This window comes from Marinimicrobium sp. C6131, assembly GCF_026153455.1.
GTDB lineage: Bacteria > Pseudomonadota > Gammaproteobacteria > Pseudomonadales > Cellvibrionaceae > Marinimicrobium.
In genome coordinates this window covers 3,922,363-3,947,631 of the sequence record NZ_CP110629.1, presented here as the reverse complement: position 1 = coordinate 3,947,631, position 25,269 = coordinate 3,922,363, and the positions used below count along the sequence as shown (strand labels likewise).

Below are 25,269 nucleotides of genomic sequence, written 5' to 3'. Positions count from 1 at the left end.
TTTCGACGCTGAACAAAAAAATATTTGGCATTCGATTCGTAAACAGTTAATTTTTTAATCGCGCTGTGGTAGCTTTCTTCACCTCCAGCAAATAGCCAACAAAGGATTGTTATGTTTATTTATGTGACGGACTACCTTCATTCCTTTGCGGAATGTCTGCATCAGACCGGAAAAAAAGCCGTTAAAGTCGATGTGACTCAAGGCCGGCAGTGACAGGAATCAGCAGAACACCATAGGGAAAGACAGGCAATGGCTTCACCCCATATCATTGAACTCGACGAGTTACTCGCCCCTATCGCTGAGGATACACCCACAGGTGTAGACCCTCGCACCAGTGCGTCTCCGAACTCCACCTACCAGACACTCAAGCGCGAACGATCCAGCGCCCGAGCGGCGGAACGCAAGTCCGTACACGACGGCGACAGTCAGGAGGCCGACCACCATTGGCGTGAAGTACTGAACCTGGCACCCAGACTTCTCAGGGAAGAAGCCAAGGACCTCGAAGTCGCCAGTTGGTACACCGAAGCCCTGGTACGCAAACAGGGTTTTCAGGGCTTGCGCGATGCGTTCGCACTGATTCGCGGATTGGTCGAACAACATTGGGAGAACCTTTACCCGACACCAGACGAAGACGGCCTGGAAACTCGCGTGGCGCCACTCTCCGGACTCAACGGTGAGGGAGCAGAGGGCGTTCTGATCGCACCGATCCGCCGCGTTCCCATCACGGAAGGACAACCCCCCGCCCCTTTCAGCTACTGGCACTACCAGCAGGCACTCGACATTCAGAAGCTGGCCGATGAAGACGCCCGTCAGGCAAAAGAAGCCAAGCTCGGTTATGGGCTGGGGGATATCGAGAAAGCCGTTCGGGAATCAGACGACGCCTTCTTTCAGAACCAGCGAGAAGATCTGGATCAGGCCATTGAGCACTTCCGTGCCTGCCAGAGCCTACTGGATCAACACTGTGGTATTGAGCTTGCTCCCCCGTCACGCAATATTCTCGAGGTTCTGGAAGAGTGCCGCGGTGCCGTCAACCATCTGGGGCGCGACAAGCTATCTCCCGCGACCGCCCCCGAAGACAGTGCGCCAGAGGCGGTCGACGCGACCGGGACGGCCGACGCCCCCGCCAGCGCGCCTGCCAATCGAAAAGCGCTGGATCGCGACGAGGCCTTCCGTCAACTTCGGGAGATTGCCGAATTTTTCCGCACCACCGAACCCCACTCCCCGGTGTCCTACCTGCTTCAGAAAGCCGTCAAGTGGGGCAATATGCGTCTGGACGAACTGATTCAGGAGTTGATACCAGACGAGAGTTCTCGCACGCATTACAGCGAGCTGACGGGCGTAGAAATCACCGAGGATTAGCCCCGTAAAAGGCAGTAGTGACGACCAACCAAACCAATGACAGAGGATTAGGGATTATGTCCGACAGTATCCACGACAAACTCAAGCGCGTGCGCAAGCCGCGTGTTCATATCACCTACGATGTTGAAACCAACGGCACGATCGCCGAGAAGGAGTTGCCCTTTGTCATGGGCGTGATGGGGGACTACTCGGGTGATAACACCGAGGCCAAGAAGTCCCTGAAAGACCGGAAGTTTTCCCAGATTGATCGGGATAACTTCAACGACATCATGGGCAAGGTCAACCCCAAGCTGGGATTCCAGGTGGCCAACAAGCTGGAAGATGATGGCAGCGAAATGAAGGTCGAACTCGACTTCAACCGGATGGAAGACTTTGAGCCCCATCGGATCGTGCAGCAGGTCGAACCGCTGCGCAAGCTGATGGACACCCGCAATAAACTGCGTGACCTGTTGACCAAGGCAGACCGATCCGAGGATCTGGAAAATCTGCTGGAAAGTGTACTGAGTGATACCGAAGCACTCGCCGCCCTGTCCGGCGAGCTGGGAGTGGGTGCAGAGCAAAAGGAGGAAGCGAAAGATGGCGAATAACGAAGAACAGGTAATGGAGCGGGCGGAAGCCGAAGTACAGGAAGTCAGCTTTCTCGAGCAGGCGATTACGGCGACCCGACAGACTCCGGCGGACGAGACTCAGGATCTGCTCAAGACCCTGACTCAGGAAGCCATGAACGGCACGGTAAAATGGGACAAGAACCTGACCATTACCATCAATCGCGCCATTGCGGCGGTCGACCAGTTGATGTCCCAGCAGCTGTCGGAGATCATGCACCATGAAAAATTCCAGAAGCTTGAAGGCTCCTGGCGTGGACTGAACCACCTGGTGATGAACTCCGAGACCGGCTCCCAGCTCAAAATCCGCATGCTCAACCTGAGCAAGAAAGAGCTGACCAAGGATCTCGAAAAGGCCGTGGAGTTTGACCAGAGCCAGATTTTCAAGAAAATCTACGAAAGCGAATTCGGCACCGCGGGCGGTCAACCCTACTCCGCGCTGATCGGCGATTATGAGTTTTCCTCTCACCCGGACGACATCTCGCTGCTCAGCCAGATGTCCAACGTGGCCGCCGCCGGGTTCTGCCCCTTCCTGACCGCTGCGGCACCGCAGATGTTCGGCTTTGAAAACTATACCGAACTGTCCAAACCGCGCGACCTGGAAAAGATTTTTGATTCGGCGGAGTACATTCAATGGCGCAGCTTCCGCGAAAGTGATGATGCCCGCTTTGTGACTCTGACCATGCCGCGGGTACTGGCTCGCCTGCCTTACGGCCAGTCGACCAAACCCATTGAGGCGTTCAACTACGAAGAAGTACCGGTGGGTGAGGACGGCAAACATCGGGCCACCGAGCACGATGACTATTGCTGGATGAACGCCGCCTACGCACTGGGCACCACCCTGACCAAAGCCTTTGCCGAGTACGGCTGGTGCACCAGCATTCGCGGTGCCGAAGGGGGCGGTCGCGTCGATGGGCTGCCCAGCCATACCTTTGTCAGTGATGATGGTGACGTCGATCAGAAGTGTCCAACCGAAATCGGCATTACCGACCGCCGTGAGGCAGAGCTGAGCAAGCTGGGCTTTCTGCCGCTGTGCCACTACAAAAATACCGACTACGCGGTATTTTTCGGGGCCCAGACCGCACAGAAGCCGCCCAGATTCGATGATCCCGAGGCGAGTGCCAACGCGGCGATTTCTGCCCGTCTGCCGTACATCATGGCAACCTCCCGCATCGCCCACTTCCTGAAAGTGATGGCTCGCGACAAGGTCGGCTCGTTCATGGAAGCGGGTGAAGCCGAAGAGTGGCTCAATCGCTGGATCGGCAATTACGTGAACGGCAGCCCCGGCGCCAGCGCCGAAATGAAAGCACGCTTCCCTCTGGCCGAAGCTCACGTCGAGGTCAAGGAAGTCCCGGGTCAACCCGGCGTGTTCAACGCCGTGGCCTGGATGCGCCCCTGGTTGCAGATGGAAGAGCTGACCGCTTCTCTGCGCCTGGTAGCCAACATTCCCAAGGCAGGCTAAGTCGATCGCCTGATAGGGCGGCGGAGGGATCCGCGCCCTATTGCTCGTCCTTCTCAACGGATTCTCTGGCACGCAATGTCAAACTACCTTGCCACCCCATCGATTACCTCAACCACGGATCTCCCGGCAGACGCTCGCCTGGATGCCGTGTGTGAACGGTCCCCGAAACTGACCGGACTGGATGACTTTCTGACCGAAAAGAATCCACAGCGCGCGCTCGCCTACTTTCTGTCAGAACTGGGGCCAGACGGCCCTCTGCGCAGCGTACTGGACATTGAAATCGCGGTGCATCGGACCGTCGCCCGTATCGATCGCCTGATCAGTCAACAGATCAATGCCATCATCCACCATCCGCGTTTTCAGGCATTGGAAGCAGCATGGCGCGGCGTCTGGTACCTGATACTGCAGGCCGAGGGGTCGCGCAACATCAAGATCAAGCTGCTTGATCTTGCCTGGTCTGAAGTCGCCAGGGATATCGATCGAGCCCTGGACTTTGACCAGAGCCAACTATTCCAGAAAATTTACAGTAACGAATACGGTCATCCGGGAGGCGAGCCTTTTGGCGTGTTGATCGGCGACTATCAGGTGGCACACCGCCCGTCGCCGCGCCACCCACAAGATGACATCGCCACGCTGGAGGGCCTGGCTCAAATCGCGGCGGCGGCGTTCGCCCCCTTCATCGCCAGTGCCTCGCCCGAGCTGTTTGGCCTGGACGACTTTGCCAAGCTTGGCGAGCCGATCAATCTGGAGGCAATTTTTTCCCAACAGGAGTATGTCCGTTGGCGGGCACTGCGTGAAAAATCCGACGCCCGTTTCATTGGACTGACACTCCCGAGAACCCTGATGCGCCATCCCTATCGGACCACCGCAGGCAGTTACAAAGGCGTGCCGTTTCGGGAAGAAAAAGGCGGCCTCCAGGGAGATGGCTACCTGTGGGGCAGCGCCAGCTTCGCCTTTGCCGGTGTGTTGATTCGCGAGTTTGCCAATGTCGGCTGGTTTGGCCATATCCGTGGCGTTCCGCGCAATCAGATCGGAGGCGGACTGGTGACCACCCTGCCGGTGGATCACTTCGACGCGGATCCCGCCGCTCTGGCCCCCAAACCGTTAACCGAAGTGATCATCACGGACCGGCGTGAACGGGAGTTGGCCGAGTTGGGGTTGATCCCGCTGTGTCAGAGTTACCAGACGCCGTTTGCCGCGTTCTACAGCAATGCGTCGATTCAGAGGCCTGTTCGGGACACAAACCAGGGCGTCAACGCCAGGCTGTCTGCCATGCTGCAACACGTCTTGTGTGGCTCACGGGTGGCCCATTACATCAAGGTCATGATCCGGGACAAGATCGGGGCGTTTATCAGCGCCGATGAATGCGAGCAGTTTCTGCGCCAGTGGTTGTTCCGTTATACCACCGGACGGGAGGATCTGGAGTGGGAGGAGCAGGCCCGCTACCCGCTGCGCGAAGCCGCCGTGAACGTTGAAGAACATCCGGAACGGCCCGGGCAATACCTGTGCAAAATTCACCTGGTGCCTCACTACCAGATCGACCAGATGGTCTCGGAGTTGGAATTGGTCACCGAGCTGGTACAAACCGGCTGACGGCCCTGAAGGAGAGAGGGAACCATGAGTCATATCGCTAAAACCAGAGAGCTGCGTCCATCCATTCTGGATCGCCTGCTCGATCACGACCCACAGACCGTACGGGAGCCGGCCCCAGCACGCCATCAATACTTGTATGAGTTGCGCCAGAGCGTTCGGCGAGACCTGGAGAACCTGCTCAACAGCCGTTTCTGCATGATTGAACCCCCGCAGGAGTGTCCGGAAGCCGCCCACTCCCTACTCAACTACGGCCTGCCAGATCTGGCAACCGTGAACATTTCCGACGCCGAAAAAAAACAGCGCTTTGTCCAACAACTCGAACGCATACTGCGGGAGTATGAACCCCGGTTCAAAAGCGTTCGGGTGACTCACCTCGAGAACCGGGAGCGCACCGACCGGACACTGCGCTTTCGTATTGATGCAGTGTTGTGGGCCGATCCAGCACCGCAAAGCGTAGTGTTCGACTCGATTCTCGAGCCGGTCTCACGCAGCGTGAACGTCAAGGAGTCGCTCCATGACTGATGAACTGTTGCCTTACTATGAGCGCGAACTGGCGTACATTCGGCAAATGGGCGCCGAGTTCGCCAAAGAGAACCCGAAAATCGCCAGTCGCCTGGGCATCTCCACCGAGACCATTGAGGATCCCCATGTGTCCCGGCTGGTGGAAAGCTTTGCCTATCTCAATGCGCGCATTCAGCATCGACTTGACGATGACTTCCCCGAATTCAGCGACGCATTGCTCGGCACCCTGTTCCCCCACTATCAGCGGCCGATTCCGGCCATGAGCATTGTACGCTTCGAGCCCGATCCGGAGCAGCTTGAACGGCCCTTTGTGATTCCCAAAGGCACCGAGCTCGACACCCGTTCCTTCAAGGGTGAGAAATGTCGCTTCAGCACCTGTTATGACACCACCCTGACACCGGCCGAAGTGGCCGAGGCAAAACTGATGGGTCGCCCCTTCAACACCCCCGGGGCGGATCGAATGCGCGGCGCCGCCAGTGTGCTCAAGATTCGACTGACGCCGCTTCTGGAGGGTGCCAATCTGGCCGAGGGCATGTCCCAATCGCTGAGGTTTTATCTAAAGGGCCAACCGCAGTACATCTACCCGTTGTACGAACTGTTGATCAATCGGTGCGAAAACCTGGTGTTAAGCGATGGCACCGGCCGCCCCGTCTTTCTCGGCGGAGACCAGGTACAACCGGTTGGGTTTGGCAGAGACGAAGGACTCCTGCCCTACCCCGACAATGCGTTTCTGGGATACCGGCTGCTGACCGAGTATTTTGCGTTTCCTGAAAAATTTCTGTTCGTGGACATCCAGGGGCTGGACCTGTCTCGACTGTCACCGACACTCGACTTCCTGGACCTGTATCTTTACCTCGCTGATGCGGATGTGGAGCTGGAGCACCACATCAACGCGACGCACTTCGTGACCGGTTGCACACCGGTGGTCAACCTGTTCGAACATCAGGCCGACCCGATTGAGCTGGATCACCGCCAGTACGAGTACCAGGTTCAGCCCGACATCCGTCGGCCCTCGGGCTACGAGGTGTTTTCAGTAGACCGGGTGATCGCCGCAGACGCTTACGGCAAGAGCGCCGAGTACCGACCTTTTTACGGACTCAATCACGACCGGCACTACCATCAGGATCAGACCTTCTGGCACGCCCAACGGCGTCACGCGAAACTCAAACCGGACAACCGGGATGAGGGCACCGATGTGTTTCTCAGCCTGGTGGATCTGGAATTTTCTCCCAGTTCCGCCCGGGAAAAGACACTGCTGATTCACACCACCTGCAGCAACCGGGATCAGCCAGCACGACTTCCGTTCAACAACCGGGAGCCGCAACTGCAATGCGTTGACAGCAGTCCTCCCACACGACAGATCCGGTGTCTGACTCAGCCCACTGACACCATCCGTCCGGCACTGGGCAATGCCGCTCGCTGGCAGCTGCTCTCGCACCTGCAACTGAACCAGCGTTCGCTGACCGATGGCGAAAGCGGTGAAGCCCTGCGGGAAATTCTTCGCCTGTACGATTACCGGCAAACCTCTGCACACCGGTCACTGATCGAAGCAATCACTGATCTGACAATCCGACCGGTCAACGCGCCGATTCAGATCGCCGGCCGTCCGACGTTGTGCCGGGGTATGGAAATTACCCTGACACTTGACGACCGGTTGTTGTCCGGTGTCAGCCTGTGTCTGTTTACCCGCGTGTTAGAGCACTTTTTCGCTCTCTACTGCTCCATCAACTCGTTCAGCCAACTTCGGGTGAAGCGCAAAGGCTACGACGGTTTTTACCGGATCGGGCCGATTCGAGCCGGGGGTAAGGTATGCCTGTAATCACACAGCTTCAGGCCGAACCGGAAGCCTTCAGCGCCCTGCAGATACTGCGTCTGCTGGAGTTTCACGGCTCGGAGCCATCCCTTTCGGAGCAGGCTCCGCCCCGCCGGCCACTGCGTTTTGCGCCCGGGATCGATGTTCGCCCACTGTCTCAGGAGACCATCCGGTTCAGCGGCCAGCACCGCCTGACATTTCCCGCCGCAGAGATCGAACAGGTAGCGCCGCGCGGCGACAAATGGTCGGTTCAGTCCAACCTCCTCAGCCTGGATGGCACACAGGGCCCACTGCCCTACCACTATACCGAGCTCCTGCTCGAGCGGCAGAAAGCCAAAGATCCGGCCCTGACCCGCTTTCTCGACCTGTTCAATCATCGAAGCATGAATCTGTTGTGGCAGGCGGCGAGCAAATATCGCCTGCCTCTGGAATACGAGCGCGCTCGACGCCACCGTGGCTCGGCCACCACCATAGACCGACACACCGAGATGCTCCTGTCACTGCTGGGGCTGTCACCGCGTCTGCTCCCGGACAACCCGGACCTGCCCGCCGAAACACTGATCTATTACGGCGGACTGCTCTCTCAACCGGTGAAAACCGTCGACAATTTTGAGCAGATTCTCAAAGGCTATTTTCAAGTCCCCATCAGCCTGTCCACCTTCTCCGGTGCATGGTGCGAGGTACTGCCGGACATGCGCTGCCAGCTTCCGTCACTGACCCAGCCCCGTGGACAGAACAACTGCCTCGGTCGCTCGACATTGCTCGGGCAGAAATCCTGGCTGGCCCAGAACCAGGTAGACGTGACCATTGGCCCCCTCGACCGGGCCCAGACCGAACGGTTTGCACCGGGCAGTCCGGCGCTGAAAGCTATGGACCAGCTCAGTACTCTGTACCTCGGTTGCGAGCATCAGTTCAATCTGCAACTGAAGGTTCGCTCCGAGGCTCTGCCCAATCAACTGCCGATCGGCACCGGTACGCCGGGGCAGCTCGGCTGGAATTCTCGTCTTCCCCGGTCAGCCTCTCGCCCGGACAGTGAAGGAGATACCCAGATCATTCCCGTGTCCACCCGGACGCCGGAATCTCATACAACCCGTCCCAAAGGACACGACCGTGCCGCCGCCTGAACGGTGACGCAACGGTCATACTACAAGGAGCCGACATGATTACTCTGGACCTGAAATCTCTTGTCAACAAGCTGAACAACACCACGCGCAACGCGCTCGAAGGGGCGGCGGGCATCTGCCTGTCCCGCGGTCACTACAACGTGGAAGTCGAGCACTGGTGGGTCAGACTGCTCGAGGTCGATGACACCGACGCCCAGGCCATTCTGGAGAAATTCGAGCTGTCACCGGACACCCTGATTCGGGCGTTCAATCGCGAACTCGATCAACTCAAAAACGGCAGTACCCGTCCACCTGCCCTGTCGCCCAATGTGGTGGAGCTGGCCAAACAGGCCTGGGTACTGGCGTCGGTGGAATACGGCCACAGTCAGGTCACCAGCGCCCACCTGCTGGCCGCTCTGCTTTTGGATGACAGCTTGCGCCGATCGGCGGTGGCCAGCTGCCCCGCGCTGGAGTCACTCGCCCCGGAGTCGGTTCGGGAACTGGTCAAGGCACTGGTGGGTACTACCGCCGAGTCGCGGGAGCAACCGCCCGAACATGGGGTGGACGAGGCTCCGTCCAATACCGCCCAGGCCAGCGACACACCCTGCCTGGACAAGTACACCGTCAACCTCACCCAGGCGGCAAGGGAAGGAAAGATCGATCCGGTTTGGGGCCGGGACCAGGAGGTGCGTCAGATTGTCGATATTCTGATCCGGCGTCGACAGAACAACCCCATCCTGACCGGTGAAGCCGGAGTTGGGAAAACCGCCGTGGTAGAGGGTTTTGCGCTGCGCATCGCCAAGGGCGATGTCCCCGGGCCGCTCAGGAATGTGGTGCTGCGCAGCCTGGACCTGGGTCTGTTGCAGGCCGGAGCCAGCGTAAAAGGCGAGTTTGAAAATCGCCTGAAATCTGTCATCGCCGAAGTCAAAGCCTCGCCGCAACCGATCATCCTCTTTATCGACGAGGCTCACACCATGATCGGTGCCGGCGGAAAAGAGGGGCAGGGCGATGCCGCCAATCTGCTCAAGCCCGCTCTGGCCCGGGGAGAGCTGCGCACCATTGCCGCCACCACCTGGGCGGAGTATAAAAAGTACTTCGAGCGCGATCCGGCTTTGACCCGGCGCTTCCAGGTAGTGAAAGTGGAAGAGCCGGATGAAACCAAGGCCATTGATATGATGCGGGCCATCGCCGGCATGTTGCAGGCCCACCACAAGGTGCGGATCATGGACGAAGCGATTGTCGAATCGGTGCGCCTGTCCAGTCGCTACATGCCCGGTCGCCAGCTACCAGACAAATCCGTCAGCCTGCTCGACACCGCCTGTGCCCGGGTGGCCCTGAGCCAGAGCGCCACGCCCGCCCCCATCGAAGACACCGAGCGGGAACTGGACCAGATCGCCGCCAATCTGGCCACGCTTTCCCGGGAAAATGCAGCACTGGATAACTGCCAGGACCGCATCGATCATCTCACCCAGCGACAGACTGACCTGAAACAACGCCTGGAACAACAACGGCAACAATGGCACACAGAACGGGAGTTGGTGACCGCCATCAATCGACACCAGGACACCATTGAAGCCGACTACGATGCAGAGGGTGATTCCGAAGAGGCGGCCAATGCACGAGCGGAGCTGAAAACTCTGCTTGAGGAATTGACGCGCCTTCAGGGCGACACGCCCATGATCAAGGTTCATGTCGACGGCCAAGCCATTGCCGAAGTGGTATCCAACTGGACCGGCATTCCGCTGGGCAAAATGCTGTCGGATGAGATTCAATCCGTGCTCAACCTGAGCGAAACGCTGAACCAGCGTGTCATTGGCCAGCACCACGCCCTGGACGCCATTGCCCAGAGCATTCGCACCGCCCGCGCCGGATTGACCGATCCGCGTAAACCCATCGGTGTCTTCTTCATGGTCGGCCCCAGTGGTGTGGGAAAAACCGAAACCGCTCTGGCCCTGGCCGACACTCTCTATGGTGGCGAACACAACCTCACCGTCATCAACATGTCCGAATTCAAGGAAGAGCACAAAGTCTCCATGTTGCTCGGCTCCCCGCCCGGTTACGTCGGTTATGGCGAGGGTGGTGTGCTCACCGAAGCGGTGCGGCGCAAACCCTACAGTGTGATTCTGTTGGATGAAATGGAAAAAGCCCACCCCGGCGTACAGGATGTGTTTTACAACCTGTTCGACAAAGGCACCATCAAGGATGGTGAAGGACGTGATATCGATTTCCGTAACACCGTCATCATCATGACCTCCAACGCCGGCGAAGAGCACATTCGCGCCCTGTGTCAGTCCCAGGAGGACACCATTGCACCCGATGTGCTGTTGGACAACTTCCGCCCTCAGTTGCTTCGCCACTTCAAACCGGCGTTCCTCGGGCGCACCACCATCGTGCCCTACTACCCGCTGGGCGATGAAGACCTGATGACAATCGGCGAGATCAACATGGAGAAGATCCGTCGCCGGGTGGCGGAGCATTACGGGGCCGAGTTCAGTTTTGAGGACGACGTTCTACTGCACCTTATTGCCCGCAGCCAGGAAGTGGACACCGGGGCCCGGAATATCGAAAACATCCTGACCCGCACCCTGCTGCCGATGATCGCCTCGGAGTGCCTCGGCCGAATGGTGTCCGGCGAGCCGATTCTGCGGGTGCGTATCGGCGTGGATGAACAGGATCAGTTCACCTGCCAGTTGGATGCATGACGGGTTTGACAGCATGACACCAACAGCGACAAGCAAACCGAAGCGGCTCCTCATAATGCTGGGTCTGTTGTGTCTGCCAGCCGTGGCCCTGAGCCAATCGTTCGATCAGGTCATTGAGCAACAGTTCAGTGACTTGCGCATTGCGGTTCGGCAGGCACAGTGGCACCGGGTGGAAGAACAACTGCCGTCGCTTCAACATCACTATTCGTTGAGCCCGCCTCAAAGAAGCTATCTGCACTTGGCGGAGGCTCTGCTGTGGCAGTCTCGGGGGGAGCACCGCCGGGCTATTCCGCTATACGAACGCATCGATCCGGACAGTGATGTCTACCTCGAGGCCCGTACCAACCTGGCTATCGCGTTTTTGAAACAGGGGTGGTGGTCCGACGCCCATCGGGAGCTGGAACAACTGCTGGCACGCGCCGAACCGGACGCCGAGCTGAAAAACCGTTGGCGTATGATGTTAGGGATGTCCCAGTTACAACAGGGGTTCTACCGTGATGCCCGAACCACCTTCGGCACCATCGACCAGAACAGCCGCCATAGCGCCCACGCCTGGCGGGGCATCGGCCTGACGGCGCTGCACCTGGGGGACCACGGTGGCGCGCTCAATGCCTTCCGACGGCTCAAGGAGAAGCATGCCGACGACATTCCCGAGGGCGCTTTTCTGGTGGCCTTCACTTACGACCGGATGAACCGGCTCAAACTGGCCGAAGCCAATTACCGGGAAGCGCTGCTTCACTATCAACACCAGTTACAGCAGACACAAAAAACGCTGGCACAGCGTTCGCGGGAGGCGGCGGACACCCCGGCGCTCAAAGCTCAACAGAACCGGCTGAACACGCTGATCAGTCAAAGCCAATACGGACTGGCCACCATCTATGATCGCCGTTAACTTGTCTTATCTTCCGCGTACACTGTGGCACCTCATCGCACCGGCTACCCTGGTGCTGGCCGGTTGCGCTTCCCAACCGCCTGAGCGGGCCACGCTGGCGCAACTCGACCGCTCCCCCTCAACCTATCACAGTGCCCCGGTCATCGGGCAGATTTCGGACGCCGACGCCAAGAGCGCTTACTATGAATTCCTGCACACCGCACCGGAGCACGATCACAGCCGCAACCAGGCCCTGGCTCGTCTGGCGGAGATGGAACTGAAGGCGAGCGAGCGCTGGACCCAACAGGACGACTATCAGGAAGACCAACGCTATCGCGCCACGCTGGAACGCACCGTCGAACTGCTGACTCTGGCCCTGACCGATTTCCCGGAGGCCCCCGGTAACGACCGCAAGCTCTATCAACTCGCGAAAAGTCATGACCTGCTGGGTAACCATGCCCCCTCACTGCAGGCGTTGGAAGCATTGGTGCAGCGCTATCCCCAGTCCGAGCTGTATCCCGAAGCGCAGTTCCGGCTTGCCGAGGCGGCGTTCAGCGCCGGGGACTACCTGGCCGCGGAAATTGCCTACACTGCGGCACTGCACAGTAGCCAGGACACCGGATTTCACGAGCGGGCGCTGTTCAAGCGCGGCTGGTCGCGCTACAAGCAGTCCCTGTATGAGCCCGCTCTGGAAGATTACATCGCGGTCATACACGCGCAGGATTTTCCGGACCTGGCCGAGCAACTCGAGACCCCACTGAACGCCGACCAGCAGGCCATCTATGACGAATATTACCGCTCCCTGGCCCTGGCCATGCAGCGCTATCCCCAGCCGAACTCGGTCGTTGAACTGTTCAGGAAACACGGCTTGACGGACCTCTACGCCCCCTACCACGCCAGTGCCACTCAGCTTGAGGATCAGGAGCGTATCAGTGACGCGGTGGCCGAGTGGCAAACCTTGCTTGCCGCCGATCCTGCCCCCGCGCTGAGCCTGCGGGCCCGGGCCCACATCGTCTCCCTCTGGCAGACGCACGGCTTCACCGACGCGGCACTGGAAGCCAGCGAAACGGCGTACCAGGTCTATCAGCGCTTTCAAACGATCGACTCCGCAAACGCCGTTGCATCACCGCTGGCGCAAAGCGCCGCCGAAGCCTTTCGCCATCAGTGGACGGACGTGGCGCGTTTTTACCACAACCGCTATCAACAGGAGCCCGACGAAGCGCACCTGAAAAAGGCGCAACAATGGTACCAACGTTACCTGAAGCACTTTGCCCATTATGCCCAACAAGACGGCATTGCGCTGTCATACGGAGACCTGCTGGCGGAGGCCGGACAAACCGAAGCGGCCTTCAAGCAATACGAGCGGGCGGCGTTCGACGGCCCGGTCATTCTCAATCAGGAGGCCGCCTACGCGGCTCTGGCGCTGCTCGATGAGTTGACTGGGCAGCAACCGGAGCACTGGCTGGCACGCAATCTTCGCTACGCCCAGGCATACGCCCAGCTCTACCCCGACGACCCGCGCACCCCCGCCATCGCCTGGCAGGCCGCCCGCCACGCGTTCAACGCCGATGCCTACGATAAAGCGATTGAACTGGCGCGCTTTGCCCGGGAGCACCCGATCCATCAACAGGATGCCTACTCGCTCATTCTTCAGAGTCATCTTGATCAGCAACGCTACGCCGACGCGGAACAGGTCGCGCGGCAGTCACTCAGCCTCCCGGGACTATCGGACGAAACCCGTTCGCAGACCGAAGCACGCTGGTCACTGAGCGTGTACCGGCAGGCGGAACTAGCCGAGCGTCGGCAGGAATGGAACACCGCCATTGATCATTTCCGACGCATTCACGAGGCTTACCCCCACAGCGACAATGCCGCGCGCGGACTGTACAACGCCCTGTCACTGGCAGGCGAACAAGAGAGCTGGGACCTGGCCATTGCCTTGATTCAACGTTTCCAGACCGTGTACCCGCAGCACGAGCTGAGGGTCGATGCCGAACGCCAGTTGAGCACCGCCTATCTGGCCAGTGGACAGACCGACCGGGCCGCTCGTCAGTATGAACGCCTGGCGGGGACCGAACAGGACAGTCGCGCTCAGCGGGCCGCGCAGTGGAAGGCCGCTCAGCTCTATCTTGAGCAGGACGATCGGGAAGCCGCGATCAATGCTTTCCGCCGGTATGCGCATCGCTACCCGAATCCCTATCCGGAGAACGCCGAAGCCATGAACCACCTGGTGACGCTGTACACTCAATCCGGCAAACCGGAGAAACGGGCGTACTGGCAGCAGCAGATCCTGTCCCGGGACCGACAGCAACCGGATCAGGCCAAGACCGACCGGACGCGACGCCTGGCCGCCACCGCCGCACTCGGTCTGGGGCGCGATCATCACGAACACTTCAAGGCGACCCATCTGAGCCTGCCGCTGGAACAAAGCCTCACGGAAAAAACCGGACACATGCAGAACGCCATCCAGCACTATGCTCGTGCAGCCTCCTACGGCCTGACGGACATCGCATCAGAATCCACCCATCAAATTGGCCGCATCTACGAAACCCTGGCGCGGGACTTACTGGATTCAGACCGTCCCACGGAATTGAGCGACGAGGCGCTGATGCAATACAACATTCTTCTGGAGGATCGCGCCTTCCCGTTTGAGGACAAGGCGATTGAATTCTACGAGCGCAACTTGCGGCGCGTCGCGTCGGCTTCCTTCAATGACTGGTTGGCAAAAAGCCGAGAGCGCCTGGCCGTCCTGTTTCCGGTTCGCTATGACCGACCGGCCAAGATGAGCATTCGATTTCCGCAGACGTCGGAGTCAGAAAAACCAACCCACACCTCAGAATCAATCACCAACGCACGTCTGGAGGCGGACCAGCCGTGAGAATAAAGACACGATGGCCAGTGTGTGTATTGCTCATCACCAGTGCATTGCTCGGTGCCTGTACCCAGACCACGAGTGAACCAGAGTCCGGACCGGTGCGGGACCATGCACGCCAACCTCTGAGCGAGGTGCAACAGCGCCAGGCCGACTGGGCCGCAACACGAGCGGCCACTGGAGACTACGATGCGGCGGCGAACATCCTGGAGCAACTGATCGAACAGCGACCTCACCACCCGGAGCTCTGGGCCAACCTGGCCACGCTGTATCACCGTTTAGCGAAATCGGAATTGCGGGATCAGGCACTGGTACGGGCCCGTGAACTGAACCCGGACAGCATCCCGGCGTTGAACCTGTCCGGCATTCTGGCGCTGAATGCCGATCAACCACAATCGGCTGAACGGCTGTTCAAAAGGATAGTGGCTCTGGAGTCCGACTATCCCGACGCGCACTACAACCTGGCGCTAATTTACGACACTTACTACCAGGACCTTGAACGAGCCATAGATCATTACCAGAAATATCTCGCTTTGATCGACGAGCCGGACGACGCCACGACCGCCTGGCTTGAACAGTTGAAAAATGCGCTCAAACGTCAACAACATCGGGAGCAAGCCGGATGAAGTTCCGCCTGTTCACTCTCCTGACCGGCTCGCTGCTGCCACTGATGGTCACGCCTGTTCCGGCCCAGGAAAGCCCACGTATCGAAATTGAAATGGAAACAACGCGCATCCGTTCCAATCGGGAGCTCCCCAAGCTGCTGTACATTATTCCTTGGCGCGATACCGAGCTTAGCGACAGGTCCGGCGAGCGAAAAATCCTGATCCCCGATTTATTTTCGGACTATTACGAACCGCTTTTACCCCGTGAGGCGAAAGAACAATCGGACGACAGTGAAGGTCTCGACGCCCAACACAACGATTAATATTCTTGTGCCATAACCAGTTCAAAAGACGTTGCCTTTCTCGGAAAATGTAAATCATCACAACAAATATTTGAACGACAACGGATTGCAATTCCTAATAACAGTCTCGCTCATTAAGCGCTAAGGATAATAAAAAAAAGTAATACGTCATAAACCGGACAGACAGTCATTTGTATCTTTTGATTTTGGGCTACCATCCGCTGCGTCTTATGGTCAAAAAGACCAAAGGCGATTGAGGCGACAGGTGCGCGCCATATAACAATAAGGGGCGCGCCACCTGCTTTCCGTTCAGCAATACCAGGAGAAAACTACAAATGATAAGCACAACACAAAAGCGTAATGGCATTTACGCCGCCATGCTGGGCCTTGGCCTGGCGATGGCGGGACAAAGTGCCATGGCACAATCGGCAAATTGCGAATACGTTGTCAGCAACGAGTGGGGGAGCGGTGCCACGGCCACCGTTCAAATCACCAACAATGGCGCCACCGCTGTCAATGGCTGGGACGTCAGTTGGACCTACGACAAAAACCGGGTTACCAACAGCTGGAACGCACAGGTATCGGGCAATAATCCGTATACCGCGACTGATCTCGGCTGGAATGGCACGATCCAGCCAGGTCAGACCGTCGAGTTTGGCATGCAGATCGATGCCAACGGCGGTGCCGTTGAGCGTCCGACACTGTCGGGTGACGTGTGCACCGACGGCGGCGGCTCCTCCAGCTCATCCAGTTCCTCCAGCAGTGAGAGCTCCAGCAGCGAAAGCTCTTCATCCAGCGATGACGGCGCCACCGCCCAGCAGTGTAACTGGTATGGCACGCTTTACCCGCTCTGTGACAGTCAGGACAGCGGTTGGGGCTGGGAAGACAACCAGAGCTGTATCGGCCTGACCACCTGTAGCGATCAGCCCGATCCCTATGGCCCGGTCGACGGCGGAAGCAGCAGTTCTTCTTCCAGCTCCAGCAGTGAGAGTTCCTCGAGTAGTGAGAGCTCATCCAGCAGTGAGAGTTCGTCCAGTAGCGAAAGCTCCTCCTCATCCAGCTCATCCAGTAGCACGCCGGATGCGGGCGGTGTTTTCCGTGTTGACGAAACCGGCCAGATCACCCAAAACGGTGACGCCTTCCCGGTACAGTGCTCCGCCTGGTTCGGTCTTGAAGGCCAGCACGAGCCCGCCGATGCCGAAAACAACGCCGACGGTGCGCCCATGGAGCTGTACGTCGGCAACATGTGGTGGGTAGATTCCGGGCGGACCATCCAGCAGACCATGGACGAGATTACCGCTCAAGGCATCAATACCATTCGTCTGCCCATTGCGCCGCAGACCCTGGATCCGGACGATCCCCAGGGTATCGGTGATATTCGCGAAGGCGGCGTACTGAAGAACCACGAATCGGTGCGTCAGGAAAACGCCCGTCAGGCACTGGAGGACTTCATTGTCCAGGCCGACGAGAACGGCATCAATGTGATCATCGACATTCATTCCTGCTCCAACTACGTCGGTTGGCGCGCCGGTCGCCTGGATGCCACACCGCCCTATGCCGATGCCGAGCGCGAGAACTATGAGTTCAAACGTGAAGGCTATTCCTGTGGCCCCGTCGACGACCCGGACGTACAGGTTGATCTGTACAACGAAGAACTGTGGCTGGAAGACCTCCGGGAAATCGCCGGTCTGTCCGAGCAGTTGGGTGTCGACAACATCATGGCCATCGACATTTTCAATGAGCCGTGGGATTACACCTGGGCCGAGTGGAAGCGTCTGTCAGAAAATGCCTACCAGGCCATTGCCGAGGTCAACGACGATGTCCTGATCATGGTTGAAGGCATCGCCACCTCCACCAGTGCTGGTGACGAAGTGCCTCATGGCGATGAAGATTCCAACCCCAACTGGGGTGAAAACTTCTTCCCCTTCGCGGACGCACCGCTGGATATTCCCAAGGAGCGCCTGATTCTGTCTCCACACACCTACGGTCCGTCGGTATTTGTCCAGCGTCAGTTCATGGACCCGGCGCAACCCGAGTGTGAAGGCCTTGAGGATATCGAAGCGGCCGAAGCCGGCTGTAACATCGTCATTGATCCGCAGCGACTGGCCGCCGGCTGGGACGAGCACTTCGGCTATCTGCGTGAGCAGGGCTACGCCATGATCATCGGTGAGTTCGGCGGTCATAGAAACTGGCCCGCCGATGCGCCGCCGCGCCATCGTGAAGCCTGGAGTCACGTCGAGCCCGGCATCGACATGGAGTGGCAGAATACCCTGGTCGACTACATGATCGAGAAGGACATCCAGGGCTGCTACTGGTCCACCAACCCCGAATCGGAAGATACCGGCGGTCTGTACGAGCACGCGTACGATCCGGTCTCCAATGAAAGTGGTTGGGGTCAGTGGGAAGGCTTCGAACAGGAGAAGTGGGACATGTTGCGCCGCCTGTGGGGCATCTGATTCCGGTTTTTCTGAAGCCTTGAAAAATCCCCGGGTGGCTCACCACCCGGGGATTTTTTTCTAAGGAGCCAAAGACCCGATGGGTATGCGGGTGATTTCGATATCTTCCTTGTTGGTCGCGTAGGCGACATAAACAAACTCTTCGTCTACGTAACTTTCCGGATAGCTGTAACCCGCCCGTTTATACTTTCCCTCGTACCGCCAGGGCTGCAGGTCCGCTCCGCCGGCGCGTACCAACCAGGCCCGTTCAAACCGCTGACCGTCATCGCTCACCGTAATTGTCAACGGAATCCGGGTTTTGCTTCCACTGGGATTGTTGACGATAAACGCCGAACCGTCCGGTAAGTTACCGGCACTCTGCTTGGCCCTTGAATCCGGAAAGTTGGTGATGGTGGCGTCTTTTCGGGCGACGCCAGACCAGAAGCGACAATACCACCAGCCCGGTCAAAGAAACGCTACCACCACCGCCACCGGCGGTATCGTTACTCATATCGACACCGTCATCATCGCCGTCGGGGTTCGGTACGTCATCGTTCGGTCCGTCCGCCGGCCCTGCCGGCGTATGTGCGTCATCATAGTCGGGGCTGCGCTCACACTCGCCGGCGGGATCGGTGTCCACAAACACATGGACGGTTCGAGTCATCGAGTGGCCGTCCGCATCCTCCACGCTCAACGCGATCTCTGCCAGACCGCACGCTTCGGCGGTAAAAACGGCCGTGCCATTTTCAAGCGCCACCGAACCGTTGCTGACGGAGTTGATTGAATACGCCGGCTCAACGGTATAGCCACGAAACAGATCGGCAAGGTTGAATTCGGCGGTTTCGCCCTCTCGGATCATTGTGTGAGGTTGAGCCATCCAGTCCAGGTACTCATCCAGCATGGTGTACCCATCCCGGTCGGGATCCGCGTTCGCATCGGCAAAGTCGTCGCCGCCGGAGAGCGGGTTCAGGCCATGGAGTTTTTCCCACCAGTCGGGCAGGCCGTCGTCGTCACTATCCCAGTCGGGATCACGCTGCAGGTAGGGATAATCCTCATAGCCGCCCACGTCGTCCTCGTGATCGGGTAGCCCCGGTGAACCGGTATAGCTGCCTTCGTAGGTGGCCGTACCGGTCAGCGTTTCCTGAATGATCCGAAGATCCTGATCGTCCTGCATCAAGCCCCCTGCCCCCACATCGGACAACACCCGTTTGTAGGCTTCGGCGGCACTGTGCACTTCGGCATGGGAGGGGAAAAACGGCTCATCCACCCAGGTCTCATAACCGTTGGGGTTTCCACTTTTCACCCGGCAGGCGGTGGTCTGGTTGCTTTCATCCGCGCGACCGGGAATCACGTTTCCGGAACAGAAATAACGCTGGGTGCCCGGAAAGTTGTCGTACTCGACATTGAGCGCATACATCTCTTCGGTGGCCGGCCCCGGTTTGTAATAGTTGTTGACGAAGTTCACTTCGTGAGCACCACCATCGGTGGTTCGGCTGCGCCAGTTGTAAACCACGTTATTGAAAATATCCAGCCGTCCGGCGTACTCCCCATTGCCGTCCAGACCACCGGCCAACGACCAGTTGCGGCCTTCATTGTGGGCCAGCAGGTTGTGATGAAAGCTGCCAATGTCACCACTGATGCTGGCCGCATAACCGTGGCGGGTGCCCGAGGGATAATTGGTATGCCCCGCCACATTTAACGCTTCGGCAATCAGGGTGCGCTGCAACGTAATGTTTCGGGCACTGCGGGACGAGAAGGCTTCATCGATGGTCCAGCTGATGGAGCTGTGATCGACAATCGCATGATCCGCACCCTGCAGGCCGATACCATCATAGGTAGTACCGGCCCCCAGGCGCACCCGGACATGACGCATGACCACGTCACTGGCACCACTGACCCCGAACGGTGCTCCCCGTACCACAATCCCTTTGCCGGGCGCTGTCTGTCCCGCGACGGTCACATACGAATCACTGATGGTCAGGCGCGATTCCAGATGAATGACACCCGACACATCGAAGACAATGGTGCGGGGACCAATATCGCTTTCCACCGCCTCGCGCAGACTGCCCGGACCACTGTCATTCAGGTTGGTGACTTTCACCACCTGACCGCCCCGACCGCCGATGGCATAGCGACCGTACCCTTCGGCATCGGGAAATGCGGGCTGTCGGGGTTGAAAGGACCAGAGGTTACCCCGGGTGATGGCGTCGTCCTCAGCCACCGGATCCACCCGCCAGAAATATTCATCGCGACTGTACAGGCCCTGCAGTGCAAACTCGTTGCCAGTCTGGCGCCCCATATACACCGAGCTGTCGCCATTGCCGACCAGGGTTTCATCGGTACCGAAATAAACCTCATGAGCCACCGCATCCGGGCCGGGCGTCCAGCTCAGCGTCAGCCGGCCATCCACCACCTCGACATGTCGGTCACCATCCGTCGGGACGGGTTGCCGTGCCTGCTGCGCCACATTCGGGGTGTTCAGCTCAAAGCCATTGATTACCACGGTTTCAATGTCCGCGCCGGCGTCAGGGTCGGCCTCGAACCGAACCTCAACATCGTCACCGGTGCTGTCGAAGGTCAGATACGCGGTCTGCGCGGCCGTGTTCTCCTCGACACGGTTGGTCATGGTCAGATCGTTCTCGACCTGAACACCATCCACATAAATATCTACCGGCGCCACCAGGGAGCCAGCCCACCCGTCAACCGAGTTCAGGTACACCAACAGACTGTGCTCCCCGACCGGCAGATCGGACAGAGTCATGGTAATGGCGCCGTTTTCAGGTTCGCCGTCAGCAAAGTCCACCAGTAAGCCATCGCTCACCAACCGGGCGAAATAGGGCGATTGAATATGGGTTTTGTACCAGTTCGAACGCAGCCCGACGCCACCGCTCTGGGAGAAGGTCACGGTCACACCGTCGAAGGTTTCGCTTGCCGAGATGGAGTCGCCGATGGGCCAGGGCGTGTAGCCGGGCTCATTGACTTCCGAGGCCTGACGGCCGGCAAAGTCCAGGTCCACTTTCACAACAGGATTTTGAGCCAATGCCTCGGAACCGAGACAGGCACACAGGAACACACCCAGCCACCGGCCGGGACGGGGGTTGATTGTCATAATATCCACCAGATGTTTTTATAGGGGTGGTTTGCCCTGCTATGGTGCAGGGTCTCTCACAGTTCTCTCGGGCAGTATAGTATGAGGTCAATCGCTCTGTCACGGACTTGCTGAACGCCACAATGCGTCCCTCTCACGAGGGCTCAATCCGTGCAGCGGGACGATGAGTCCTTATCCTCCAGCCAGGGTTGCACCCGATTCCGGCCACTGGCTTTGGCGCGGTACAGCGCCATGTCCGCTTTTTGCAATAACGATTGAATGCCATCGCCTTTCTCATACACGGCGATACCGATACTGACAGTCAACCCGAACACAGCGCCATCAAAGGTCACAGGCCGGTTCGCCATGTCCCGGCGCAGCCGCTCTGCGAGTGCTACGGCTTCCTGCGCATCGTTGTTCAGGCAGACGATCGCAAACTCTTCTCCCCCCATGCGCGCAGCCATATCACCGGTGCGAACCGCCCCCTTCAACAACAAACTCACCTGGCGTAGCGCTTCATCACCAGCAGCATGACCGTACTGATCGTTGACCTTTTTAAAGTAATCGATGTCAATCATGATCAGCGACAGTGACAGGTCATGCCGCTCGGATTGGGCCGCGTAACGGGTCAGCCCCTCGAGGAAATGACGACGGTTAGGCAGATTGGTAAGGTAGTCGGTTCTCGCTTCCTGCTCCGCCTGCTGTTTCGCATCACTGAGTTGGCGCGTGCGAACCGCCACTTCAGCCTTCAATCGCTGAGCGTGCAACAGCAACGTCAGACCGACCAACGAAACCAGACCCAGCAACCAATACCAACGGTGAGACCAGAACAGCTCATCGAACAGGTTTCCCCGGGCGTCGCTATAAATGAACGCATTCAGGTCCACCGTACCCGAAAGCAGTCCCTGACTGCGAAAAACCGACTCAATGTGCTGCCAACGCTCCTTATTCATGTAACCAACGGGAACGACCGTATGCAGTATCAATGGTTTTGACGCCGCAGCCTCGAACAATAAGTGCTCCCGGCTCTTACCCGTGGTGTTGTAATCCCGCAGGATGAGATCCACGATTTCCTCCGGGTGTGTCATCGCATAGTCCCAACCGCGTCGAGTCGCTTCAAGAAAATTCCGGGTCACATCAGGGGCCGTCTGAACCATCGTTTCCGTGGTCAACAGAATATCGCCATAAAAATCGATGCCGTAATCGCTCGGACGAAACACCTGAAACGGAAGGCCGCGCTGAGTCAACAAATAGGGTTCGTTCGTCAAATACCCATTGTAGGCCGCAACCTCACGGGAAATCAGCCCGTTCACGGACGTTTCACTCGGCACGACCTGCACATCGTCCACTGCCATACCGGCGTTGGCCAGCATGGCGATCAGCTCCGCGTTCATATAGCCGCCGCTGAGCATCACGGGTTGGTCCTTCAGGTCGAGGATGGAGTGAATTGAATCATCCGACAAGGTCATCAACACCGAGGGCGATGACTGAAAAATAGCAGCCAGCGCCACCAACGGCACCCCCGAAGCGCGGTAGATCAACGCCCCTGTGTCGGCAACCGCAAACTCGACTCGTCCACCCATTAACTGGTCGATGGGTGAACGACTTATCGTGCGCTCATGGAGGGTAACGTTCAGCCCTGCCTCCTTGTAGTAACCTTGCTCAATCGCGGCATAGTATCCCGCAAATTGAAACTGGTGCCTCCATTTCAGTTGAACCGCCACATCCTTCAGCGCGTCTTCCCCCTGCGCCACAGCGTCAGCGGAAAAGACCCAGCACACCAGAGCCAGACAACACGGCACCAACCAGGCTCGAACGATCAACCCTGAAGAAACACCCTTCAGTTCCATTATTTTTCCCATGGCAACACGCTTATTGGAGATCCTACCGATCAACTATAGCCTCACCGGCGCGTAAAGCAACCTGCAATAGCTCACCACAAGCGCCTTCAGTGAATCCGGTTACAGCACATTTTATCTGCTTTTCATATATTGGCCCTGTCATCCTTGCCGACGCTTGCGGCATCGGGTGAGTATCGGTTACAGGCCAGAACGACCGTTTCGCTGGCGCTTGACCCTCGGCCGGAAAGCCACGATATTTCACTGGTTACACCGGCTCGAGCGGCCGTTTCCGCTCATCTCATAACACCTGAAGTGCATCAAAAGTAGCCGTCCGTTGCTACAGCGTTTTCCAAAAAATATAACGAGAGAGTCAACCATGATCACAAAACCTTTCACCCTTGCGGTGATAATGAGCGGCCTTCTGGTCGCCTGCGGCAGCTCGGATTCCGTGCCGAACAATACCCCGTCCAGTTCCAGTAGCTCGGTCTCATCCAGCGCGTCCGATTCGTCCCAGTCCTCCAGCGAGGACTCTGGGGGAGATGGAAACAGTCTGACCATTCAAGAGTACGACCCCGGCTTCTGCCAGCTCGACGGCACGGTGGACAGTGACAACGAAGGTTTCACCGGCCCGGGCTTCGCCAACACCGACAACGCACCGGACAGTGCCATCACCTACCGGATCACGGTGCCCGATGCGGGTCATTTTGCCCTGGAGGTGCGATACGCCTCGCTCAACACGCGTCCCGGCGACCTTCACGTGAATGGCGCCGTCGCGGGCACGTTTGGGTTTGCCACCACCGGAGCCTGGACCAGTTGGACCACCGAGTCTCAAACCGTGGAACTCAACGCCGGCGAGAATTCGATCGCGCTGATCGCCACCAGCATGGATGGCCTGCCCAATGTGGATTCCCTGACCGTGGTCGGCACCAGCCCGAGTGCAGTGGAGTGCGACTCCAACAGCGGCGCGGACGGCAATCTTCTGCCCCAGGATGGTAACCCGGTGCACAGCCGGTTCAACAACGCCCGTTTCGCCTGGAGTCAGGATAAAGCGGACATCATTCTGTCGTATCAGTACGATCATGGCGGCTGGCCCAAAAACCAGCCCTATGAGACCGAAGGCAGCGGCGGGAACGACCTGGGCACCATCGATAACGGTGCCACCGTGACCGAGATGATTTACCTCGCCCAGATGTACAAAGACACCGGAGAAACCCGGTACCGGGATGCCGTGCGCAAGGCCATGGATTACCTTCTGGAGGCGCAGTACAGCTCTGGAGGCTGGCCACAATACTACCCCCTGCGCGGTGGCTATTCGGACCACGTCACTTTCAACGATAACGCCATGACCCGGGTACTCACCGCACTGCACCATGCCAGCCTCGGGAATGCCCCGTTTGACACCGACCTGTTTACCGACAGCGACCGCGCCGCCATGCAGTTTGCCATCGGCCGGGGGGTGGATTACATACTGCAGGCACAGTGGGAACAGGACGGCGAGCTGACCGTCTGGTGTGCCCAGCACGGTAAAGACGACTACCTGCCCAAGCCCGCGCGCGCCTATGAGCTGGAATCCCTGAGCGGCAGCGAGTCGGTGGAAGTCATCGCGTTTTTGATGACCCAGCCGCAAACACCCGCCGTGGAGTCAGCCGTGAAGGCAGCCATTGCCTGGTTCCGCAGTCCGGACACCTATCTCGCGGACCACCGATACAACAGTTCGGTGGAAGAGAAGATTGTCTACAGCGAAGGCGACCGGATGTGGTATCGCTTCTATGACCTTGACACCAACGAAGGCTTCTTCAGTGACCGGGATGGCGGTAAATATTACGACATCATGGAGATTTCTGCGGAGCGTCGTAACGGCTACAGTTGGGGCGGAAACTACGGAGAAAAAATCATTGCCTACGCGGATCGGGTCGGCTATTAAACCAAGACTGATAACGGTAGCGCCTCGGCGCTACCGGCTCAAATAGACATAAGGAAGATCCGAAAACCTGTAGTCAGTTATAAGGTAGAAAAAAGAAAGGGGACCCTCATAACTCGGTAACTTGCTGTAACAGCAAGGTGCGAAGAACCGAGAGCATTGGAGGTGTCCCCTT

The 25,269-nt window shown here is 58.4% G+C and carries 17 protein-coding genes; 14 read left to right on the top strand and 3 right to left on the bottom strand.

The window, feature by feature from the left end:
* Nucleotides 1-249 precede the first annotated feature (249 nt).
* The 13 genes from tssA (at nucleotide 250) to OOT55_RS16550 (ending at nucleotide 18,265) form a co-directional block, all read left to right on the top strand.
* On the top strand, nucleotides 250-1,359 hold the full coding sequence (gene tssA / locus OOT55_RS16610; RefSeq protein ID WP_265366956.1) for a type VI secretion system protein TssA: 1,110 nt from the start codon (nucleotides 250-252) through the stop codon (nucleotides 1,357-1,359).
* 56 nt (nucleotides 1,360-1,415) lie between these two features.
* On the top strand, nucleotides 1,416-1,946 hold the full coding sequence (gene tssB / locus OOT55_RS16605; protein WP_265366955.1) for a type VI secretion system contractile sheath small subunit: 531 nt from the start codon (nucleotides 1,416-1,418) through the stop codon (nucleotides 1,944-1,946).
* Nucleotides 1,936-3,426 (top strand): type VI secretion system contractile sheath large subunit, encoded by a 1,491-nt coding sequence (tssC, locus tag OOT55_RS16600; RefSeq protein WP_265366954.1) that lies wholly within the window; start codon nucleotides 1,936-1,938, stop codon nucleotides 3,424-3,426. The genes tssB and tssC (OOT55_RS16600) overlap by 11 nt, the downstream gene beginning before the upstream one ends.
* Nucleotides 3,427-3,501: 75 nt before the next feature.
* Nucleotides 3,502-5,019 carry a type VI secretion system contractile sheath large subunit gene (gene tssC / locus OOT55_RS16595; RefSeq protein WP_265366953.1) on the top strand — a complete coding sequence of 506 codons (1,518 nt, stop codon included), beginning with the start codon at nucleotides 3,502-3,504 and terminating at the stop codon, nucleotides 5,017-5,019.
* A 24-nt stretch (nucleotides 5,020-5,043) separates the two neighbouring features.
* Entirely contained in the window at nucleotides 5,044-5,541 is a 498-nt protein-coding gene (gene tssE, locus OOT55_RS16590) for a type VI secretion system baseplate subunit TssE (RefSeq protein WP_265366952.1), read from the top strand.
* A complete protein-coding gene (tssF, locus tag OOT55_RS16585) occupies nucleotides 5,534-7,360 on the top strand; it encodes a type VI secretion system baseplate subunit TssF (RefSeq protein ID WP_265366951.1) in 1,827 nt (608 codons plus the stop codon). Before tssE ends, tssF begins: the two co-directional genes overlap by 8 nt.
* Nucleotides 7,351-8,478: a type VI secretion system baseplate subunit TssG gene (gene tssG, locus OOT55_RS16580; RefSeq protein WP_265366950.1), complete on the top strand. Its 1,128-nt coding sequence runs from the start codon at nucleotides 7,351-7,353 to the stop codon at nucleotides 8,476-8,478. Before tssF ends, tssG begins: the two co-directional genes overlap by 10 nt.
* A 35-nt stretch (nucleotides 8,479-8,513) precedes the next feature.
* A complete protein-coding gene (tssH, locus tag OOT55_RS16575) occupies nucleotides 8,514-11,159 on the top strand; it encodes a type VI secretion system ATPase TssH (RefSeq protein ID WP_265366949.1) in 2,646 nt (881 codons plus the stop codon).
* A 55-nt stretch (nucleotides 11,160-11,214) separates the two neighbouring features.
* Entirely contained in the window at nucleotides 11,215-12,051 is an 837-nt protein-coding gene (locus OOT55_RS16570) for a tetratricopeptide repeat protein (RefSeq protein ID WP_265366948.1), read from the top strand.
* Nucleotides 12,038-14,908 carry a tetratricopeptide repeat protein gene (locus tag OOT55_RS16565; protein WP_265366947.1) on the top strand — a complete coding sequence of 957 codons (2,871 nt, stop codon included), beginning with the start codon at nucleotides 12,038-12,040 and terminating at the stop codon, nucleotides 14,906-14,908. Before OOT55_RS16570 ends, OOT55_RS16565 begins: the two co-directional genes overlap by 14 nt.
* Nucleotides 14,909-14,928: 20 nt before the next feature.
* Nucleotides 14,929-15,528 carry a tetratricopeptide repeat protein gene (locus tag OOT55_RS16560; RefSeq protein ID WP_265366946.1) on the top strand — a complete coding sequence of 200 codons (600 nt, stop codon included), beginning with the start codon at nucleotides 14,929-14,931 and terminating at the stop codon, nucleotides 15,526-15,528.
* On the top strand, nucleotides 15,525-15,830 hold the full coding sequence (locus OOT55_RS16555) for a hypothetical protein (RefSeq protein ID WP_265366945.1): 306 nt from the start codon (nucleotides 15,525-15,527) through the stop codon (nucleotides 15,828-15,830). Before OOT55_RS16560 ends, OOT55_RS16555 begins: the two co-directional genes overlap by 4 nt.
* A gap of 314 nt (nucleotides 15,831-16,144) precedes the next feature.
* Nucleotides 16,145-18,265, top strand: a complete 2,121-nt coding sequence (locus OOT55_RS16550) for a cellulase family glycosylhydrolase (protein ID WP_265366944.1) — start codon at nucleotides 16,145-16,147, stop codon at nucleotides 18,263-18,265.
* Between the two features lie 60 nt (nucleotides 18,266-18,325).
* Here the strand turns inward: OOT55_RS16550 and OOT55_RS16545 are convergent, their stop codons facing one another.
* From OOT55_RS16545 to OOT55_RS16535, 3 genes are all read right to left on the bottom strand, one after another.
* Entirely contained in the window at nucleotides 18,326-18,655 is a 330-nt protein-coding gene (locus OOT55_RS16545; protein WP_265368845.1) for an exo-alpha-sialidase, read from the bottom strand.
* Nucleotides 18,612-21,353 (bottom strand): pectate lyase family protein, encoded by a 2,742-nt coding sequence (locus OOT55_RS16540; protein WP_265366943.1) that lies wholly within the window; start codon nucleotides 21,351-21,353, stop codon nucleotides 18,612-18,614. Before OOT55_RS16540 ends, OOT55_RS16545 begins: the two co-directional genes overlap by 44 nt.
* A 143-nt stretch (nucleotides 21,354-21,496) precedes the next feature.
* Entirely contained in the window at nucleotides 21,497-23,182 is a 1,686-nt protein-coding gene (locus tag OOT55_RS16535; RefSeq protein WP_265366942.1) for a GGDEF domain-containing protein, read from the bottom strand.
* A 367-nt stretch (nucleotides 23,183-23,549) separates the two neighbouring features.
* Here OOT55_RS16535 and pelA point away from each other — a divergent pair, with 367 nt between their 5' ends.
* Nucleotides 23,550-25,097, top strand: a complete 1,548-nt coding sequence (gene pelA / locus OOT55_RS16530; protein WP_265366941.1) for a pectate lyase — start codon at nucleotides 23,550-23,552, stop codon at nucleotides 25,095-25,097.
* Nucleotides 25,098-25,269 lie beyond the last annotated feature (172 nt).

What these genes read in the sequence shown, in the direction of transcription:
- pelA (WP_265366941.1), top strand. Translation starts at nt 23,550, where the DNA reads ATGATCACAAAACCTTTCACCCTTGCGGTGATAATGAGCGGCCTTCTG.
- OOT55_RS16555 (WP_265366945.1), top strand. Translation starts at nt 15,525, where the DNA reads ATGAAGTTCCGCCTGTTCACTCTCCTGACCGGCTCGCTGCTGCCACTG.
- tssH (WP_265366949.1), top strand. Translation starts at nt 8,514, where the DNA reads ATGATTACTCTGGACCTGAAATCTCTTGTCAACAAGCTGAACAACACC.
- tssA (WP_265366956.1), top strand. Translation starts at nt 250, where the DNA reads ATGGCTTCACCCCATATCATTGAACTCGACGAGTTACTCGCCCCTATC.
- OOT55_RS16550 (WP_265366944.1), top strand. Translation starts at nt 16,145, where the DNA reads ATGATAAGCACAACACAAAAGCGTAATGGCATTTACGCCGCCATGCTG.
- tssC (WP_265366953.1), top strand. Translation starts at nt 3,502, where the DNA reads ATGTCAAACTACCTTGCCACCCCATCGATTACCTCAACCACGGATCTC.
- tssF (WP_265366951.1), top strand. Translation starts at nt 5,534, where the DNA reads ATGACTGATGAACTGTTGCCTTACTATGAGCGCGAACTGGCGTACATT.
- OOT55_RS16570 (WP_265366948.1), top strand. Translation starts at nt 11,215, where the DNA reads ATGCTGGGTCTGTTGTGTCTGCCAGCCGTGGCCCTGAGCCAATCGTTC.
- OOT55_RS16540 (WP_265366943.1), bottom strand. Translation starts at nt 21,353, where the DNA reads ATGACAATCAACCCCCGTCCCGGCCGGTGGCTGGGTGTGTTCCTGTGT.
- OOT55_RS16535 (WP_265366942.1), bottom strand. Translation starts at nt 23,182, where the DNA reads ATGGAACTGAAGGGTGTTTCTTCAGGGTTGATCGTTCGAGCCTGGTTG.
- OOT55_RS16565 (WP_265366947.1), top strand. Translation starts at nt 12,038, where the DNA reads ATGATCGCCGTTAACTTGTCTTATCTTCCGCGTACACTGTGGCACCTC.
- tssE (WP_265366952.1), top strand. Translation starts at nt 5,044, where the DNA reads ATGAGTCATATCGCTAAAACCAGAGAGCTGCGTCCATCCATTCTGGAT.
- tssG (WP_265366950.1), top strand. Translation starts at nt 7,351, where the DNA reads ATGCCTGTAATCACACAGCTTCAGGCCGAACCGGAAGCCTTCAGCGCC.
- tssC (WP_265366954.1), top strand. Translation starts at nt 1,936, where the DNA reads ATGGCGAATAACGAAGAACAGGTAATGGAGCGGGCGGAAGCCGAAGTA.
- tssB (WP_265366955.1), top strand. Translation starts at nt 1,416, where the DNA reads ATGTCCGACAGTATCCACGACAAACTCAAGCGCGTGCGCAAGCCGCGT.